Origin of the sequence: Marinomonas arctica (assembly GCF_003259225.1) — a bacterium.
In the GTDB taxonomy this organism is placed as follows: Bacteria; Pseudomonadota; Gammaproteobacteria; order Pseudomonadales; family Marinomonadaceae; genus Marinomonas; species Marinomonas arctica.
Map to the genome: position 1 here is coordinate 48597 of NZ_QHJF01000033.1, position 20463 is coordinate 69059.

At 45.1% G+C, this 20463-nt stretch carries 15 protein-coding genes; 2 read left to right on the forward strand and 13 right to left on the reverse strand.

What is annotated here, in order from left to right; all coding sequences use genetic code 11:
* Nucleotides 1-115: 115 nt before the first annotated feature.
* The 12 genes from DK187_RS18000 to DK187_RS18055 form a co-directional block, all read right to left on the reverse strand.
* A complete protein-coding gene (locus DK187_RS18000) occupies nt 116-2056 on the reverse strand; it encodes an SWIM zinc finger family protein (protein WP_111608712.1) in 1941 nt (646 codons plus the stop codon).
* On the reverse strand, nt 2049-5954 hold the full coding sequence (locus tag DK187_RS18005) for a type I restriction endonuclease subunit R, EcoR124 family (protein ID WP_111608713.1): 3906 nt from the start codon (nt 5952-5954) through the stop codon (nt 2049-2051). Before DK187_RS18005 ends, DK187_RS18000 begins: the two co-directional genes overlap by 8 nt.
* A gap of 10 nt (nt 5955-5964) precedes the next feature.
* Nucleotides 5965-6375, reverse strand: coding sequence for a nucleotidyltransferase substrate binding protein (locus DK187_RS18010; protein WP_223232253.1), 411 nt, complete (start codon nt 6373-6375; stop codon nt 5965-5967).
* Between the two features lie 226 nt (nt 6376-6601).
* Complete coding sequence (locus tag DK187_RS18015; RefSeq protein ID WP_111608714.1) at nt 6602-8101, reverse strand: restriction endonuclease subunit S; 1500 nt, start codon at nt 8099-8101, stop codon at nt 6602-6604.
* Nucleotides 8098-8523, reverse strand: a complete 426-nt coding sequence (locus tag DK187_RS18020) for an HI0074 family nucleotidyltransferase substrate-binding subunit (protein WP_111608715.1) — start codon at nt 8521-8523, stop codon at nt 8098-8100. Before DK187_RS18020 ends, DK187_RS18015 begins: the two co-directional genes overlap by 4 nt.
* A gap of 62 nt (nt 8524-8585) precedes the next feature.
* The gene (locus DK187_RS18025; protein ID WP_111608716.1) at nt 8586-10196 is read right to left on the reverse strand and encodes a type I restriction-modification system subunit M; all 1611 of its coding nucleotides are present in this window, start codon (nt 10194-10196) and stop codon (nt 8586-8588) included.
* A 128-nt stretch (nt 10197-10324) separates the two neighbouring features.
* A complete protein-coding gene (locus DK187_RS18030; protein ID WP_111608717.1) occupies nt 10325-10540 on the reverse strand; it encodes a hypothetical protein in 216 nt (71 codons plus the stop codon).
* A gap of 151 nt (nt 10541-10691) precedes the next feature.
* Nucleotides 10692-11273 (reverse strand): LysE family translocator, encoded by a 582-nt coding sequence (locus DK187_RS18035; protein WP_111608718.1) that lies wholly within the window; start codon nt 11271-11273, stop codon nt 10692-10694.
* A 72-nt stretch (nt 11274-11345) separates the two neighbouring features.
* Entirely contained in the window at nt 11346-12188 is an 843-nt protein-coding gene (locus DK187_RS18040; protein ID WP_111608728.1) for an AraC family transcriptional regulator, read from the reverse strand.
* A gap of 80 nt (nt 12189-12268) precedes the next feature.
* Nucleotides 12269-13603, reverse strand: a complete 1335-nt coding sequence (locus DK187_RS18045; RefSeq protein ID WP_111608719.1) for an MATE family efflux transporter — start codon at nt 13601-13603, stop codon at nt 12269-12271.
* Between the two features lie 98 nt (nt 13604-13701).
* Nucleotides 13702-14943, reverse strand: coding sequence for a multidrug effflux MFS transporter (locus tag DK187_RS18050; RefSeq protein ID WP_111608720.1), 1242 nt, complete (start codon nt 14941-14943; stop codon nt 13702-13704).
* Between the two features lie 64 nt (nt 14944-15007).
* Entirely contained in the window at nt 15008-16366 is a 1359-nt protein-coding gene (locus DK187_RS18055; protein WP_111608721.1) for an amidohydrolase family protein, read from the reverse strand.
* A gap of 568 nt (nt 16367-16934) precedes the next feature.
* On the opposite strand from DK187_RS18055, the gene DK187_RS18060 reads away from it, so the two are divergent.
* On the forward strand, nt 16935-17948 hold the full coding sequence (locus DK187_RS18060) for an ABC transporter substrate-binding protein (protein ID WP_111608722.1): 1014 nt from the start codon (nt 16935-16937) through the stop codon (nt 17946-17948).
* Between the two features lie 234 nt (nt 17949-18182).
* Here the strand turns inward: DK187_RS18060 and DK187_RS18065 are convergent, their stop codons facing one another.
* The gene (locus DK187_RS18065; RefSeq protein ID WP_111608723.1) at nt 18183-19187 is read right to left on the reverse strand and encodes a virulence RhuM family protein; all 1005 of its coding nucleotides are present in this window, start codon (nt 19185-19187) and stop codon (nt 18183-18185) included.
* A gap of 263 nt (nt 19188-19450) precedes the next feature.
* On the opposite strand from DK187_RS18065, the gene DK187_RS18070 reads away from it, so the two are divergent.
* A complete protein-coding gene (locus tag DK187_RS18070; protein ID WP_111608724.1) occupies nt 19451-20413 on the forward strand; it encodes a LysR family transcriptional regulator in 963 nt (320 codons plus the stop codon).
* Nucleotides 20414-20463: the final 50 nt, after the last annotated feature.

Genomic DNA, 20463 nt, shown 5'->3' on the forward strand with positions numbered 1-20463 from the left:
TATTAAAAACATCTAAACAGCATACTCCTCAAATATAAAATCGACAAACACCAAAATAATAACGCCCTAATCCTTCCGGTTATGCCCTAGTTTCGTTAGGTTACAACCAAACAAATCAGTGTATTAACTTAGCACTTTTTTTGGATTTAAGCAGATCGTTTAGCACCTCTTGCAGACGAATCTTACGTTTGTGTTCTACCTGCAAGCGCTTAATATATTTCTGCCATTCTTCTAAACGCTGATGCTCTTCATAAACTTTGCGCAGTTGGCGAAGATGTTTTCCTGCGTCTCGGTATGCCTCTGCTTTAGCTCTGGCAATGTCATTCAGAGCACAGGCTTTCCAGATACTAATTGAGGTTTCAGGGTAGGATTTAGACACAGCAAGTGCTAAAGAGCGAGCAAGGCTATCCGTCATGATTTGATAGCCCGCTCGATTACCAAAACGATCCACGGCTTCGTCTAATTGTTTTTCATGAACCGCAATATGAATGAGCAAGTCTTCGACTCGTGTCTGGTGCATAAAACCCTTCGACTCGGCCATTAACGAACTCACTTCCGGCTTCGGCAAAGGCCAGTCAATAGGCAATGAGTCCGTAACAGAGTTGCCATGCTCAATGAGATGCAAAAGCGTCGCTCGAACCAACTGCCATTGCCCATCTAGAAGTGGATGTTTCGTTTGAAATAAACGCTCAAGAGTTTGGAAGCTTTTCATATCAATAGATGCCAAAAAGTCGTCCACAGACAAAGCGGCCACTTGCGCGATATTGCCGTCTTCTTTATGCCATTCGATTAATTGATCTTTTAAACGACGAGCAATACCTGGCTTTTCCTTTAACGTGTCGTTAAAACCAATCAAACACCACTCTTTGGCTTTGCCCATATTGCCTTGTTTAACAAAACCCCCGACCAATTTTACGTAGTCTTTGGTGTTGTTAACCTGTTTCTCCATCATGGCGAGAATAGCCTTGTCATCGCCTGCTTTTTGATAAGCAAAGGCCAACATATCAACGACTCTTTTATACTCATAGTCCTGTTTTTTAGACTCAGGAACATTCGCTAAACGCTGAGTTAAAATCATCGCCACATCTTGCCAATGCTCGGTTTGATAACGCTCATGGTTGTAAACAAGATCTAAGTCTTGCAACAGTTCATAGTCATCTTCCAGCTCTCTATCAATCCACCAAAAAAGCTGAATAACAGGTTTCATGCTAGTTTGTGGCAAAGCTTCCAACACAATAAACATAGTGCGGCTTAGATCATTGGCGAGCTCACCTTCATCATTACTATGATGAATTTGCTCTATGCCTAATGACCAAAGTTCACCGCCTAACTCAACCACTTCATCGAATGCATTCTGTTTGAGCAATGCCTCTAACCCTTTGCGAATAGGAGAATAATCTGGCGTATGCCCTTTATGGTTCCAATAATCCTGCCAACTTTCTTCAGCGGTGATTTTTTTGATTTTGCGCCTTAATGAGTCAACTTGAGGCTTCACATTAACAAGGTTTGGCGTGCTGTCCGCCAACGCCCACAGACTTTGCTCGGTCTCATAATCTTTCATTGAAAGAAGCAGTAACTGTTTCACCAATACTGCTTTTGGCTGCTTGGAGAGCATTTTTTGCAGCGCTTCTAACGTACGGGGATAAGAAGGATCTAATTCCACTTTTTTCGACGACGGTTTAGATATCTCTAACGAGTTATCAACAATAGACAACTCAATGTCTCTTGGTGTCGCAGCAAGCATGTCATCTTGGGGAATGTCTTTGCCTGAATTGAGCTGCTTGGCCGCAGCCAATATGACCGCTACCGCGTGTTTGCATTCGCCATATTCATAAGGACAAGAGCAGAACGACGTCAATTCACCGTCTTCTAAATACACCTCGGTGTCGTATTCTTCTGTGCCTTTAACCTTGGCAGACAAAGCATCATTAATGGTCAAAGCAAGCCTGCTTACGTCTTTAACTATGCCTTTACCACGACCATAAATTTTTTCACCAGCCCATTCTTGAACATCGTCCAACGTCAGTGTTTTTAAATAATCGATCAACTCACTCACGGTCGCCTCTTAACTTTTTTAACTCGTTTTCTACCTCTTCGACAATAATCATCGAAGCCTGCTCTTGTTTCGTGGCGGGCAGCAAGGTCTTGATATCATCTTTTAAGCGTTTAAAGCCATCCGAAAGCTTAGGGTAATCCATCACAAAACGATAAATGCCAGTCCCCACGCCAACACCGGTAAACGCCTGCCAATACTGTAAAACAAACTCTATTACTGTACTGCCTTCACGTGCTTCGCTTAACGACCAAAACAAGCCACCTTCTTGCTCATTCCCCAAGGTAGTAAAAGGCACATCAAATTCCTCCAAAATCGCTTGAAAACGAGAGGTTAAGCTCAAGTACTGAGCCAAAATATCGTCATTCACCACGCCATGAGCTAACAGCTCACTGCCGAGTTGATAATGGCTTAGCGATTCCAAGGCTTTGGTGTACGGTGTGTCCAAGTGCAGTACAAACTTAGCCATTGGCGATGCATGGCGAGAGCGAGTCAGTTGGTCGCTAAAGTATAAAGAACGGTCCCCAACGGAATGGGCAAGACTTACCAGCGTGCTGGTATCGTAATCCGTAATCGGCTCGCTCACACCTTCGATCAGCCCGGTGTTTTCTTCATAGGTTTCGATAATATCATTGAATTCTCCCATGATGCGCTCGAACACTTTTTTACGTTCCAGCAGCTTGGGCTTGTAATCCAGCAAGGCAAATACTTGATCCCGCAATGGACGCTTGCCAGTAAAGGTATATTCGTCAATCAAACGATAAAAGCCCGTTTTATCCATCTGTTCTTTTTCACACAAAGCATGCACCGCTTGGCGTTTTTGATGTTGCCAGAAACCCGCAAAGGTATCGTTTAGGTTTTGTTCTGGTGCGAGGTTAGGCAGGTATTCATTAACAAATTTTTCGATCAATTCGCGTTTGCTGCGTAACTGAACTTCCTTGCCCAACATGCTCAATACATCTCGAATGGCGGTGTCGGTATCGGCGCTTCGGCCTTCTTGTTTTTGCTTGGCTTGAATATCACCCAATAATTGTAAGATATAGGCCACATTCACTTCATCACGCTGGATCAGCTCTAGCTCAAAATCCACGTCATTGATGATGGAAGCCCCCTCTTCTTTCTCCTTGCGAGTACGATCATGAATATCCAGATACTTACTTTTGAAATCCTCAAAGGTTTGTTTGTCTAAACCCAAATCATCCCAAGTAAAATCGGTAAAGGAGTTCAATTTGTTGAGCTGTCGCACCACATGGCGGAACGAACGCACAAACGCCAATTGGGCGTCTTCACTGATTAAGTCATTCACCGCATCCGGCGTTTGTGCAAGGTTCAACACATCCACCAAACCTTTATTGAATTCTTCCACATAGAATTCATAAGGTTCCATCAGCACGTCTTCACTGGCTTCGGTGTCACAAAACAGCTTAATGGCTTCGTCTGTGTTGTTTTTTAAATTGCGGAAACAAACGATATTGCCTTGGGATTTCAACTCTCCCAAAATCCGATTAGTGCGAGAAAAAGCCTGAATCAAACCGTGGTATTTGAGGTTTTTGTCTACATACAAGGTATTGAGCTTCTTCGCATCAAACCCAGTCAGAAACATATTCACCACCAGCAAAATATCGGCACGGTCTGCGTCTTGAAAGCCTTCTTTATCGCGCTCTTTCATGCGCTTGGCGATGTCTTTGTAATAGGTGTAAAAACTTGGTCCGTCTTTTACCGAGAAACTGGTGTGGTATTGTGCGTTGTAATCCTCAACGTAGGATTCTAGCTTTTCACGGCTATGCTGAGTTTTCGGGTTGTCTGTCTTGATATCACTCTTAATATCAAAGTCGGGCTCACCAATTAAGCCATTAGCGTCTTGATCGTCTTCATTGGCACCATAACTAAAAATAGTCACCACACGCAAATCATGCTCACCAGCAAGGCGTTTACGTTTAAACGCATCGTAATACTTGAACAGCATGTCTTTATTGCTCACACACATCATGGCGGAAAACTGCTTGTTGTGGGTTTTTCGTCCATGATTGGCGATCACCCAATCCACTACATTCTCAATGCGTTGGTCATTCTCCCAGTATTCTTTGGTATTAATACTGGTAACGCTCTCGTCGATAAGTGAGCCGTCTTTTAGCTTCAGCTTGCCCCAATATTCCACCGAGAATTTCAATACGTTTTCATCGGCAATGGCATTGGTGATCACATATTGATGCAAACGCTCACCAAACAAATCTTTCGTGGTGCGTTTGCCGTTTTCGTTAGACAGGGCGTTATCTTTAAAAATGGGCGTACCCGTAAAACCAAACATCTGCGCTTTGCTAAAGAATTTCTTAATGTTTTTATGGGTTTCGCCAAACTGCGAGCGGTGACATTCATCAAAAATAAAAATAACCCGCTGATCTTTTAAGCCTGCCATGGCCGCTTCATGGCGTGAACGCGTAATGGCCGTATTGAGCTTTTGAATCGTGGTAACAATCAACTTGCTCTTAGGATCCTGCTTCGCCATTTGTTTAACCAACTCGCGCGTATTGTCCGTGCCATCCACACAGCCATCACTAAAATGATTAAACTCTCGCGTGGTTTGATAATCCAGATCCGCCCGATCCACCACAAACATCACCTTATCGACCTTGGGCAAATCGCACAGTAATTGCGCCGCTTTAAAACTGGTTAAGGTTTTGCCTGAGCCCGTGGTATGCCAAATATAGCCGTTCTTACGTCCCGCTTTTACCCGCTCCACAATGGCTTCGGCGGCGTAATATTGATAAGGCCGCAACACCATAAGGATCTTATCCGACTCATGCAGCACAATGTATTTACTGATCATTTTCGACACATGGCACTTTTCTAAAAAAGCATCAGCGAAGTCGTCTAATTGGGTAATAAGCTCGTTATTTTTATCGGCCCAAAAGAAGGTCTGTTTAAAATCTTGCTTGCGGTTATTAGCATAATATTTGGTGTTCACCCCGTTGGAAATCACAAACAACTGAGCGTAATTGAACAAGCCATTTTCCGACCAAAAGGAATGACGCTGATAGCGGTTAATCTGATTAAAAGCTTCTTTCAGCTCCACGCCACGGCGTTTTAGCTCGATCTGAACCAATGGCAAACCATTGATCAACAAGGTCACATCGTAGCGATTTTCGTACTTGCCTTGCTGGGTAATCTGGCTGGTCACTTGATATTCGTTCTGGCACCAATGATTCGAATTCAAAAACTGAAAATACACATCGTTGCCGTTTTCACGGGGAATAAAACAGCGGCCACGCAGAGTTTTCGCCCGTTGGAACACATTGCCTTTATCAAGATGATTCAACACCATGGCAAATTCGGCGTCGCTTAACTCGACCTTATTATGAATTTCCAACTGACGTTTAAGATTGGCGCGTAACTCATCGCCATTACGAATATTGACTCGCTCATAACCCAGCGTCGTCAAACGAGAGAGTAGACTTTCTTCTAATTGTGCTTCGGATTGATAGCGACTTTTATCAACTTTTTCTTCATCTGGCACACGGCCGTGGGCTTCTTCTATTTCCGCTTGGCGAGCTTGCTTTTCGACTTCTTGTTCAATAGTCGCATTTTTTGCCGCACTGTAGATTTCGATACCAACCCGCTGGATATGGTCTAGTAATTGCTGATTTTCAATTAAACGCACAAGTGCTATGTCAGCGTTCCAAGGAATATCCAAGTCATCTATAGCAAGAGAAACCTTAGTCAGTAGATTAAACGGCGCGTCCTCATCAGTATAAAGCGCAATATCAATATCAGACCCTGAACGGTAATTGCCCTTAGCTCTAGAGCCATAAAGCACCGCCTTTTGTATTTGAGGAAACTGTGCCAAGGCAGTCTGAATGGCAACTAATGTTTCTTTAGGTAATCCATATTGATCTTGCTTCAAGGTCTAATCCTTATTCTTGCTCTGCAAAGCGATTTAAAGTGACATTCACGTCGCACATAGCTTGGAAATAGTCATCGGTAATCGCGGTAACGATTTTTTTCGTAACTTCTTCGTTATAAGTATGGGAGCTCAGGTTTCGACTTTTAATCATCTCCAACCATACCGAACCATCTTTCACCAAACCGACTTCAAAGGCTTTTCGTGCCACATTTTTGGAGCCTATCAGCTCTTCGTAACCTTGATCTTCTAAATAGTCCTTTTGCGTCTTCCAAGCCAACTCATGATTGTATTCAAAGGATTGAATCAAGCCCTGCTCTTCTAGCTCATTCAAGGCATCACGCTGCATGAACTTGGTTAATTGAGCCAAAGCACGATTCCAATTTTGTAACCTTTGCACCCAACGAATATCGCTTTCCATCATAACCTCTTCTTTACTTAACTGACTCTATTTAACCCCACCCTAGCCCTCCCCTGCCAATGTGGAGGGAGACAAACCAGCCTACTCCTCTCCCTGCCAAGGGGGAGGCTGGGAGGGGGTCATCTCCACAAAACAACCAACCCCACCCTAACCCTCCCCTTCAAAGACACAAGGGGAGGGGAACAGACCAGCCTACTCCTCCCCTGCCAAGGGGGAGGCTGGGAGGGGGTCACACAAACATCTTTTGCAGCAGACCTTTTTTAAAGGTGTCTAGCTGCTGAATTTGCTTCGCCACCGCGTCTATCTTGGCATCAAAGGACGACAGGCAGTCAGCGATTTTTTGTTGTTCTACTTCATCCACCGGCAATGAAAATTTAAACTTCTTAAGATCGCTACCATTAATAGAGTTTATTGTCGCACCAAGATTTTTATGTATCTCTTTAAAAAACATCTGACTTTGCATTACCTGAAAAACAAAATCATTTTGTTCCCCCCTCAAAACAGACATAAAAGCCCCATGAGTCGATTTTTCTAGATCTCTAGGTATTCGAGCACTTTTACCTATTAATCTACGAGAACCATTTCGTACACAAAGTAAAATATCACCGAATTTAGATAGGCTTTTTTCCGAAACATTCAAGTCAACAAATACACTATCAGAAAGATCGATTTTTCCATTTTGTACATTTGATGAACGTAACACCAATAAACCACTATCCGTAATATTTTGAGGCGAATAAGTTAAGCCAGATAAAACTTCAAATAGAGCACCAAATGAACTTTTTCCCCACTCCTCAAACTCGCTGCCATCATCCTGTTTAAACCGAATCGTTTGGGAGAAAAGCTGTTGCATCAAGCCGCGTTTGTAGTCGTCAAGCAGCTCACGTTTGCGACGCAGCTTGGTTAGCTTATCGTCGATGCTAGTAAGGAAAGACGCGATTTTTTGTTGCTCCGATTTTTCTTCAGGCACACGAAATTTAATGCGTAGAAAGTCTTTTGAATACAGTCTAAGTCGGTCATTGGTTAGACCGTAAGAATAAGCCCATAAATCGTATATCGATCTTGGTCGTTTCAAGTTGTACTCAAAGAACTTTGTGTCAGTTTTTACTTTTCCTGATAACACGACATAGGCAGGACTTACCATGCACTCTTCATGGGCTAAACCAAGAGCGCCTTGCCACATTCTCATCATGTTATAGACAAGATCACCAGCTTGGGCTCTCAGGTTATCACCGCTTGCTGCATCATTTTCCATTTTTTTATCTAAAGATGCTCGCGGAACCAAACCATCATTTAGGGTGACAGAATAAATAGGTAATCCATCTTCTCCTTTCACTCTGCTGTTTAGAAATAAGTCCTTGCCTCTTTTTATCTTCCACTCTCCCTCAAACTCTGGAAACCTCAGTTCTGGCACTTTCCCCCACAGTGGAAAAGACACTTTTTGCTCATCGATAATATCTTTAAAATAGGCTTCCACCTGCTGTAGATCAACTATGTCCACTGTGTAAGGCAGGTGGGAGTCTTCAAAGGCGCTGGCGAGTTGCATCAGAGTGGTTTTGTTTAAGGCGCTTGATGCCTCTATGGCAAGATCCAAATCCGAGTTATGGCGGGTAGTATGTTTGGCGCGGCTGCCAAAGACCCAGACACGGCTGTTGTTTGGCAATATGCTTTGTAAAATGCCCTGCACTATAGCGAGTTCTTGTTCTGTTATATCCAATTGGGCTGTCATGATGCGCCTTGGGTTTTGCTTTTCGTTTGTAGGGCGTGCAGGAGATACGCCACTTCGTCGTAGAAGCTGTCTATGTCTTGCATGATTTCCAGCACCACATTGAGGTTATAACTGTGGGAAGTTTTATTACGGTTGTCACGATAAACCCACCACACATCCCAGCTGTTTTGCAGTAATTTCTGGCTGTAGGCTTCGCGGACTTTGTCCTGAAAGCTCATTTCTTTCACTTCGCTTGGGTTAGCCGCTGCCATGCTTAAATAACGGGCGATCATTTTGGCCGCTAGGTCATAACAATATTCAAAACGCTGAATACAGGCATCCCGCACAAATTCATTACTGGTGTCTTTGGCATATTCATCCAAGGCGACTTTAAAACTGGCCGTGGCTTTGTCTAACGCGGTTAGATCTAATATTTCTGCCATCTAACGTCTCTCCTTTATCAGGGTTGAAACAAATATTAAAAATCCTGTTTTAGTATATTGATTCATAAGGGCGCCTCGATGCCTAGTTCGTTGCAAAAGCCTTGTATGGTCTTGTCCAATTCGGCCATGTCGTTGTCTAACTGTTTTAGCTCTTGGGTGACAGCGGCGAGGTCGATGGGTGCTTCTTCTTCAAAGGTGTCCACATAACGTGGGATGTTGAGGTTGTAGTCGTTTTCGGCTATTTCGACCATGGGCGCGACGTGGGCGTATTTGTCGATTTCTAGGCGGTTGTCGTAAGCGGCAATAATGTCTTCTATTTGCTCACTCTTTAAGTAGTTCTGCTTTTTGCCTTTTTCATAATAAGCACTAGCATCGATAAACAAAATATTGTCTGGGTTTTCGCGGCACTTTTTAAACACCAAGATACAAGTAGCAATCCCAGTACCAAAGAAGATGTTAGCGGGTAAGCCAATAACTGCGTCTAGCCAGTTTCGTTCTTCAATCAAGTAACGACGAATGTGCCCTTCTGCCGCGCCACGGAATAACACGCCATGGGGTAAAACCACTGCCAAGGTGCCGTTGTCGTCCAGCTGATACAACATATGTTGTACAAAGGCGAAGTCAGCTTTTGAACCAGGGGCCAGCTTGCCGTATTGGGCAAAACGGTCGTCACTTTCGAAGATCTTCTTCGCGCTCCACTGAGCAGAAAACGGCGGGTTGGCGACAATGGCGTCGAAGCGTTCGTCTATGTGTTGTGGGTTTTCTAGGGTGTCGTCTTGTTTGAGGTCAAAATCGCGGTAATGCACGCCGTGCAGAATCATGTTCATACGGGCAAGGTTAAAGGTGGTGCGGTTCATTTCTTGGCCGTAAAAATGGCCGATGTTGTCTTTGCCCACTTCTTTGGCGACACGCAATAACAAAGACCCTGAGCCACAGGTTGGGTCATAGACGCTTTTTAAGCGGCTTTTTCTGTGGGTGACCAGTTTTGCCAACACGGTAGAGACCGCTTGTGGCGTATAGAATTCACCGGCTTTTTTGCCCGCACCCGCGGCAAACTGGCCGATCAAGTATTCATAAGCATCGCCCAATACATCGCTTTCGCTGTCGTGAATGGCAAAGTCAATACTGTCGAGATGCAGCATGATTTTAGCGATCAACACATTGCGCGCATCAGGGTCGCGGCCAAGCTTGCTGGAGTTGAGATCGAGCTCTTCAAATAAATGGTCGAAGTCGTCTTCACTCTCGGTGCCCATGGTGGAGCGTTCAATGTTGTTCAGCACCTCTTGTAAGTCACCTAGGATAAAACGATCAACGACAATATCGGCGTCTTTGTCTTCGCTGTCTGTGTCTTTGTGTGCACCACGTTGCGCTAGGTTACTGAACAGTTCCGAGGGTTTTAAAAAGTAGCCGAGTTCTTCAAGAGCGTCTTCTTGCAAGGCGTCGAGCATTTCTTGCACGGCTTCATCTTGCTCATCTAACGTGGCGTAATTGAGACTAGGGTCATCGTTATGAAGAATCTTATCGGCGAAGTCGCACAGGCGTTCAGACAGGTATTTGTAGAAGATAAAACCCAAACAATAATCACGAAACTCGTCAGCATTCATCTTGCCACGTAGCTCGTTGGCAATGCTCCAAAGTTTCTGTTCGAGTTTCTTTTTTTGGTCGTCGGTCATGAAAAGCCATTCCTTGTAATACGGAGATACCTTGGTCATCTTCATACAGAAAACCAAGGCATTTGAATGGCGTTATTTTAGGAGGATTACCGCGCTGTGGCTATCGGCAATCTCTAATTTGCATAAGATCAGGCTTTACGCGCTTTTTTACTCTCATTTTTGAGCATCGCACTCAACTCTTTAATCAGAATAAATACATTACCTTTAGCAACTTCCACCTCAAAGCTGTCTTGCATGATGCCCATGTCTTTGCGCAGTTCATGGGACAAAGACGCAAGCTTCTTACGAGAGTGGTAACGTTGAAAACAAACCGAAATGTGCTGTAGCAATGCAATGATAATCATACCAACCTCCTAATGTCGTGAAACGTCTGAGCAAACAATAATAAACGCCTTAATACCAACCCAACAGACGCAGACAGATCATTAAAAAAACACACAGAATCCAATACAACCCCTCTGTATTGTCACTTTCTCTTTGTTCTGTATGCTGTTACTAAGCGAAGATAAATCGATACGCCACATAGAGTAATAACAGCGCCATAATGCGATTCACCCACGCCATGATGATAGGATTCATTGCGGCTTTTTTAAGACGAGAGCCTGCGAGTAAATACACACTTGGCGCACCCCAGGCCATAGCGGCAAGCCCGAGTGACCAGAGAGCAATATGCCCACCCTCGATCTGTGCTCGTGGAAATTGCACGGTCACAATAGGCACAATGGCGACCAAAGCTTTAGGATTACAAAGCTGTAATATCAATCCGGTTTTAAAGCTCACTTCTGTATCTTTGGCTTTCAACGTACTTTGCTGAAAGCTCGCCCGTAAGATTTTCACCCCAAGGTAGGCGATATACAGGCCACCCAATACAGCAATAAAGGATTGATAGTCTTGGGGAATAATCTCGCCACCTAAATAGCCAATCAATAGAAACAAGATCAGCATGGCGGCCCCAACACCAACGCAATACAGGAACGCCCGCCAACCTTGCCCATTTATTCCGGCAAACAACGCCAGCATATTGGCAGGTCCTGGACTGTACATGACACCAAAGGCATAAATGAGTATTTCGAGCATGGGTATTCCTCAAATGGATATTGATAAAAAGACGTCAGTAACATTCGGTATGTAACGTAATGAGTAGTAAGACTAACTACGCAGCAAAGTCCGCCTAAATTGATAAGGCGTGAGGCCAAACATGGGTTTAAAACGACGATTGAAATAGCTCAAATCGGTAAAACCAAAAGTGTAAGCCACATCCGCTAATGGCATACCAAGTTCAAGCGCTTCTTTGGCACGGTTAATACGATAGTTTTGCCAATACTGATGGGGCGTCATACCGAAATAATCACGGAAACAACGCAACAAATGGTACTTCGACATATGCGCCACTTGGCTTAACTCGTCGAGAGACACTTCTTCCCCGACATGAGCATGTAAATAATCACGCACTCGCTCAAAAACAGGGTCTTTCGCACGGCGTTTGGACTTGCCTAGACTAACAGAGCGCTGAATTCCCTTTTGGCGCGCTAAATATTCAGCAAATTCAAACAACGCAGACGAGTACTCCAATGCCGAGGTTGACGTACTTTCCACTAAAGCGGCCAAACGTAAAATATGCGTTTTGAGCACGGCATCGTTTTGCACAGGATGTTCGATACGAAAGTCTTGTGCTCGTCGAACGCCAGCACTGGTAAGCATAGGGCTTAGTTGGTCAGGATGAACATAAAGCATTTTGTAATGAAGCGGATCGTCAGCACCAGAATGACCGTCGTGAGCATCTTCAGGGTTAAACACAATCACATTGCCAGCATAGCTTTTGTGATGTTCTCCCAAAGCGGAGAAGTCTTGGCGGCCAGACAAGGTCACACCAAACGAAAACTCCTCATGAGCATGAGTGCCATAGGAAAAATCGCTCATCGACGCTTCCAGCAACATGACTTCATCAAGCACAGCGCTTTTCGCAAACTGAAACCGATTTTCTGCCGACATCATACCCTCTCTAAACTCGCCCAATCCATAACAATAGACTAACCAATAACAGACAAAAAAGATTGGACGATATTGCGGGATTACACCTTATTCAATTGGCCCTCGACCTGCTCAAGCGCTCTTAGGTACATACGCCAAGCACAAATACCTGCGAGAACATTGCCGATCAAGACGCCGAAGAACAAACCTTTAAGCCCCGCTAGTTCAGAACCAATCCATAGACAAGGCAGAAAGAAAGCAAACAAGCGCAATGCCGATATTGTTAAAGCTGTGTAGGATTTTCCTAATGCATTAGAGATAGACACCATCAACATACAGATGCCAAGCAAACCAAGGCTCACCGGTACTATCATCAGATGCCAATGCAAAATCGTCGAGACGTCTTCATCGCTGGTCATTAAGTTTGCCAATACGCCCGAGATAAAAAAAGTAATGACGGCGATCACTAACTGAAACGACAACACAAAACGACACGCCAAACGCACCACGTAACGCACATCATCCAAGCGACCTTCACCTAACAATCGCCCTACCATGGGAGGCATAGACATAGTCAGCGCCAACACGGCCACAATGGAGAAAAATTCAAATCGCGAGCCCAGCGCCCAAGAAGCCACCGCGGCCGTACCAAACCCAGCAATTAACTTAGTGGCTAACATAGAAGACACAGGCGGCAGCAACTGGCTAATCATCGCAGGCCCCATAATATGACCAATCGACGCCAAGCTTTTGCCGATATTTAAGTCTTGCCAATCAAAGGTAATCCAATGCTTTCGAGCCACTTTCGGCGCTACAATTAAGGTACCCAGACCAAACGCCACTGTGGTTGCCATTGCAGCACCGTTTAAACCAAGATCTAGCGTGAAGATGAAGATAGGGTCTAACACCAAGTTGAGTACGCTGGTGACTATCATCATGATACCAGGCAACAAGGTGTTCCCATTGGAACGACAAATACTGTAGTAAAAATAGATTAATGCCCCGACCCACGCACTTAGCAACCAATGAGGCCAATAAGCATCAATAATAGGATAGACAGAATCGGGCGCACTCAATAACGCCAAAATCGGATGGCGGAACAGCCAAATAAGCACGCTAAAAAAAGCAATGCCCACACACCCCATCACCAAAATCAAACCGCCAAGCTGCTTGGCGTAACGAATCTTACCGGCCCCTAAAGCTCTTGAAATAATCGCCGTTGTCGCAATCCCAAGACCCACCTGCAGGCCGATCACAATCATCTGAATGGGCAAGGTAAAGCCCTGTGCTGCCAGTGGTAAAACACCTAACTGACCAATAAAAGCACTGTCCACCAACTGAAAACTCATCAACGACAAAATGCCAAACATCATCGGCCATGTCATGGAGAAAAGTTGCTTTGCTAAGGGCGCAGAGGGAGATACTTGGGAGGACATAGGTTGCTCATACAAAAAACTGAACCTCTATTCTAACCTACTTTGCTGACAACTGAATGACACACGCCTTCACCAAACAAACTATGCGATGAAAAGTCTTATTCTTCATTATCAGACTGGCTGTGCTTATGCCCATAGTTCAGCATAATTAAAGCAATCAGTGAGAAGATCACAAAGCCACTAGCCAAAGGAATAACAGTAAAGTTGTAAAACTGTCCTGCAATGGTTGCTAAGACAATGGCAATTAAGCTTGATAAAGACGAGATTAGCGAAGCGCCAAGCCCCGCCATGTTCCCTAATGGCTCCATCGCCATGGCATTCACATTACCAAAAACCATACCGAGGCAAGAAAACATCACCATACCCAAGCCCATGAAGAGCACAAAAGGTGGCACGCCATCGAAGAAAAAAGCCGCAACCAACAGAATAAATGCGGTCAAGAACATCACGCTTAAGGCGCCAATCACACAGCGTAGCATGCCAACTCGCAGGACTATTTTGCCATTTGAAAAATTGATGATAGAAGAACCTATCGCTAGCATGGCAAAGAACAACGGAAAACGATCGCCCGTGTCATACACATCCTGAAAAATAGATTGCGCCGTACTAATGTACAACATCAAACCACCAAAAATACAGCCTAACAAAATGGTAAACGCCATCACATCACGACGACTCAGAATAATGCGCACGTCAGCCATTAGGCGTTTTCGGTTTAACGGTACACGGTTCTCTTTTAGCAAGGTTTCTGGTTGGCGTAACAAAAGCCAACCACCAGCAACAGCGGCTTGTATCATCAATAAGGCAAAAATCCAGCGCCAATCAGCCACTTTAATCACCAGTTGCCCCAATGACGGTGCGAGCATAGGTACAAGAATAAACACCATCATGACAAACGACATAATGCGCGCCATAGCGGCGCCTTTGTACAAATCTCGCACCAAGGCACGGGAGGCAATTTTAGGGCCAGCAACGCCAAAACCTTGAATCATACGGCCCAGCAAAAACACCTCGATAGACGTCGCCAATAACGCAATCACAGAACCTAAGAGATAAATACTAACGCCAATTAAAATGCTTTTTTTACGGCCAATCGCATCCGACAGCGGACCAAAAACGATCTCACCGAACACCATACCCAGAATCATCGCTGAGACAATCCACTGAGTTTGTTGATAATCCACAATAGCAAGTGATGCAGCAATTTGTGGAAACGCTGGCAACATGGCGTCCATACTCAACGCGGTCAGCGACATCATCAAGGCAAACAGCGCAATGAACTCTTTTTCGGCTAAGCGCCGTTGCGGTTTGTCCGCTACTTGGGCATCAGAAAGCGACATCCGTATCCTCAGGGTCTAACAAAAATGAAGCATTAGTTTACTCGTCTCTTCTTATATCCCGCAATCAATTAGATGGCGCTCTGACCAACAATTCCAATACCGCCGCTTTTACGTCTCGGATTAACTCGGTTTCGTCCACGCCGAGGACTTGGCCATTTTCCACCACTCGCTTGCCGTTAATAAAGCTGTGTTGAATCAACGCTGGTTCGCCGCATAAGATTGGCGCTTCTAACAGACTGTGTACACCAGAAAAACGCGGTGCATCAAGAGAATACAAGACTAGATCCGCAGCATACCCCTCGGCTATTTGGCCTGTTTTCAGCCCTAAAAGCTCGGCGCCATTTTGCGTGCCCCATTTAAGTACCTGAGCGACATTGGTGGCCGCCGGGCCGCCTTGAGTACGATGCAGCAACCAAGCTAAATTCAACTCTTGCAGCATAGAAGCATTCTCACTGGATGCAGAACCATCAACACCAAGGGTAATAGGAATGCCGGCTTTTTCCATTGCAAGAACCGGTGCAATGCCGCTGCCTAGTCGACAATTTGACGTTGGACAATGGGCGATTCGAGTCTTGGTTTGCGCCAGTAATTCAATCGCATGAGCATCCGCTTGTACCAAGTGAGCAAACCACACATCGTCGCCTAACCAATCACAATGGGCGGCGTAATCAATGGCGCTCATGCCGAAATTTTGTTGCGCCATTTGCTCATCGAAAGACACTTCTAATAAATGTGAGTGACGCAGTAACTTACGCTCTCTTGCCCACTGAGCGTAACTGCGCAAATCCTCTGCTGACGAGGTGTGAACCAAGCTGGTGGGCGCAACAACTAAGCGTCGCATGCTGAATGGGCCGGCGTCATGATAGCGTTTGTAGGAAGCATCAAGTCGATCCAGTGACAAATCCAATGATTCGGGCACGATGCCACTGTCTTTCATGCCTTTATGACTGCCTTGCACCGTCGCACCACCCCGACATAAAACTAAGCGAATCCCTAAATCTTCCGCCGCACGCCAAACGGCGTCTTCCAACTCAGGCGAGGTGGTCGCATGGTATAAATAATGGTGATCCGCGCAGGTTGTCACCCCAGAACGTAACTGTTCATACAGGCCTAGTTTCGCCGCCACATACATTAAATCTGGCGTAATTTGTGGCCAAAACCGATAGGGAACACTGGCCAGCCATTCTCCTAAACCTTGGTTAAGACCTGCCGGAATGCCTTTTAGAATAGACTGTGCAAGATGATGGTGAGTGTTCACGAACCCTGGATAAACCACACAGCGTAAAGCGTCTATTAACTCGTCGTCTGGCTCACGATTTAGTGTGGGAGCAATGGCGGCAATCACGCCATCTTTGATACGGATGTCTTGAGGAAGCGCATAACCTGCAACGGCTTTGGCTTGATGGATCAAATACTGGGGCATAACACTCTCCTTTTTTAGGAAAGAGCAATGTCCAGGCCACAAGGCTTAACCGCTTCTACTCTTTGTTTCGCACACAATTTAACCAGATCTACAAGCAAACCCTGTACCAGTCTATGCAACGGCAATAAACGCACAGCGAGCGTTAAGTAATCATGGTATTTCATATTGAATGATCGTATTTATGGTGCAACAAGATCACCATTCGCCCACTTCAAGTGCATAACCAAGAATCAAAAAACCGCATAACGGCTGATTTTATAGACAAGCCTATTTGGCCTGCTTGTTGCTTAGTCATAAGTAGCGCAAATCGTTTGCGTGACGCAATGAGTAGAAGCGGTCAAATTTGGTGTCGGGTTCTAATTCACTAAATTCGGGCATTGCTCACTGCCTTATCGACAACCCAAAGAGGATGTCGAAAGGGAAGTGACAGCCGTTTCAATTTAACTCGACTGTGTACCCAGCCCTCTCGCTCTTTCCTCATCTGGTTTTCTTTGTGGTTGTTTCAATAATTGAGTCTGGTCTGATGAAAAAAGCGCAACCAGATCTATGATGAAGCTTGGAGAAAACAATGAATACCACCTGTAAAACATCTCTATTTCGTACCCTATGCCTAGCTGGGGCCGTGGCATGTACAGCGTTCAACATCAACACAGCCTTTGCCGCGGATAAAGTAAGATTTCAGCTAGATTGGCTACCGGGTGGCGACAAAGCCCCCGTTTACGTTGGCATCAAAAAAGGTTTTTTTGATGCCGCTGATTTAGACGTCACCGTTGCCAGCGGTCGGGGCTCTAATGATTCTATTAGCAAACTGGCCACCGGCAATGCCGACATAGGCTTGTCTGATTTGGTGGCATTGTTAATGGCAAAAGCCCAAAACGATGTGCCTGTTTCAGCCCTATATTCCGTGTTTAGCAAAGCGCCTCATGCTTTTTATGTGCCTTCTGACTCAGACGTTAAGAGTGTCAAAGACGTCACCGGAAAACGCATTGCCACTTCGCCTTACACCTCATCAAACGTATTTTTACCGCTACTGCTTGAAGTCAACGGGGTCGATCCAGACAGTATAAAACTGATCAAAGCTGACGCGGGTGCGCTCAACCCTATGTTGCTGTCAGGCAACGTGGATGTGGTAATTTCATGGGTAACCGATACCGTCATTTATCAGCAACAAGCTCAAAGCGCGGGCAAGACCTTGCAAATACTGCCTTGGTACGATGCCGGATTAGAATTTTATTCCACCTCAGTTATTGCCTCGAATCGCTTTATTAATGAACATCCTGATGTAACAAAACGCTTTGTTGCAGCGTATAAAAAAGCCATTGAATACACCTGGGCACACCCCGAAGAAAGCGGACAAATCGTCCATGAGATGGTACCTGAAGTCGACGCTAGTACCGCAACAGACACCATTAATTCGATTAAATCGTTAGTGTATAACGCTGTCAGCGATCAAGACGGTTACGGCGCATTTACCCAAGAACGACTCGCCACCACATGGCAATGGACCGCCAAAGCGCAAAATATTGCCGTCGACAGCTTTGATCCAGAATCTGCTGTAAACCGCCAATTTATTCCTAAATAAGCGCTGCGATTTATACCCGTTAAAAATCTAAACAAATAGTTTTTAACGGGTTTCAGGGTTAACAGATATTTCTTTTCATCTGACCGCTCAAGCTTAGATCACACTTCTAGCTCATAGGGTTGTTTCGGACTATTGTTAAAGACCTTGGGGCTTTAATGTTGCATTAGAGCATCAGCGATTACACAATCCGCTGCTCAGTTTATTTTATTATGTTCCGTCCTGATATGGTTGCTTTCATTCGTCATTTGAACGGTATTTAAGTTTGTACTCTAGTGCTTGCAGTTCGGAGTCATCGGCTTGGTCGGCTGCTAACCTTTCTTGTTTTTTACGGCGCAGATCAAAGTCGGCATATCTTTCGTTAGTCGAGTACTCCATTTGCGCATGACTGATTGAGCCAGCATCCGCTAATAAAGGAAAACCATTGCTGCTGATAATCTCGCCAACACGTGTTTGCCAAAACGCCATACGCGTTTCCATACGGCTCTTGGCACGTAACTCAGCGGTTTCCAAAAAGATCACCACGAGCCGATTAAGCGTGTCTATTTCATCTTCATTCAAATAGTTTTTAGCGATTAAAATATCTTGCTTACGTACTTTATCGCCTTTCCAACTGAGCAATCCAAAATGGCCATCATCAGGATTAGCGCGGGCACAAATCAGCTCGGCGGCGGTCTGTTGTGTTACCGCATAGATCAATAGATTTTGCACCATGGCGAAAAACTGTTGAGTGTTTTTATCACTCTTATCGTAATCGCTGCTAAGAGCAAACAGCTCACGTACTTTTTGGTAAAAACGTTTTTCTGAGGCACGAATATCACGGATGCGCGCCAACATCTCATCAAAATAATCGGGGCGACCATCGGGATTTTTCAAACGCTCGTCATCCATTACGAAGCCCTTATGTAAATACTCGCTCAGTACGGTACTCGCCCAGCGACGAAACTGAACGCCGCGCGGCGAACGCACTCTATAACCCACGGCCAAAATAGCATCTAGGTTGTAGTGTACAACCTTATATTTTTTGCCATCAGAAGCAGTTGTCAACCATTGGTTGACAACTGCTTCTTGGACCAACTCCCCATCAACAAAAATCGCTTTAAGATGCTTAGCTACATTTTGTTTAGAGGTGAGAAACAGCTCGGCCATGTCCAGCTGACTGAGCCAGACCGTGCCGCTATCTGCTCGCAGTTGAATCCGGTTTTTTCCATCTTCGGTAGTATATAAGATCAGTTCATTCATGCATTGATTTCCTTATCAGAGTAAGTGAGTAGGTATGCATAACAGCCATACTATGCGGCGCCTTTTTTTACTGATCATTTTAGGTATGCAACAACCTTTCATTTAATTTATCAAAATATATTTTTTCTCAGAACGGTTGCAGAGAATAGGGGAAAGTAAAGGAACTCTCAACCAAATAGGCCCAATCAAACCAGTCTGAGCGCTTATGCAACACTTAAGATTAGAGTAAGATATCTTCATTAAAAACAATAATAGAGGTCGATATGGACATAGGTCTGGCCAAGCATTTAAAACTCAATCAGTTGCGTTTAATTTCGGTTATTGCAGAGCATGGTCAACTTGGAATTGCCGCGGATGAAATGGCGATGACACAGCCTGCGGCGTCACGCATGTTGAGTGAAATTGAACAAACCATAGGTACGCGTTTATTTATTCGTCATGCCAAAGGCATGGAACCAACCTTGGTTGGTCAAGCCGTGGCACGTCGCGCCCACAATCTTTTGGTTGAGCTACGAGATCTTGCCCGTGAAGTAGGCGAACTAAAAGAAGGTGGCGGAGGCACCACCGCTATCGGCGCGGTAACCGGGGCCGCAGTGGGGTTTGTCATTCCAGCCATTCAACAATTGCGTGCCATCGCCCCCAAAGCCGAGATAGACATCAATGTGGACACCAGTGATATTTTAGTGCGTGATTTAATCGCTGGACACAATGACTTCGTGCTCGCGCGAATCCCTAAACAATACGACGCCAACGAATTTGAAATTTATCCAGCCCGTACTGAATCGGTCACACTCGTGGTGCGTAAAGATCACCCATTGGCCAATCTTGATAAAGTGCGCGTCAAAGACCTCGCTCATTTTGAATGGGTCATGCAGTCCCACCGTGCGCCCATACGTGAAGCGGTCGAAGCGGCCTTTATGGAAGAACGCGCTGAACTGCCGTTAAGCATTACCAACAGCACCTCTTTATTGGCATTAATCGCTATCTTGGTGTCTTCCAACGCCATTGCGCCGATGGCGAGAGAAGTCAGTGATTTGCTAGTGGGTCATAAAGTCAAAGCTGACTTAAAAACACTAAAATTGGACAGAAAAATTGTCATGAGCCCGTATTATTTGTTGCAAATGCGTGGCCGCCAATTATCCCCTCTTGCCAATCAGCTCAAGCGTTTAGTATTAGCCGAACTGGAACAGAAACCCATAAAAAGCGAGGCATATCGAGTAGGGTGAGGCGTTGCCGCCTCATCCCTCTCACAGAACCGTACGTACGGGCCTCGTAT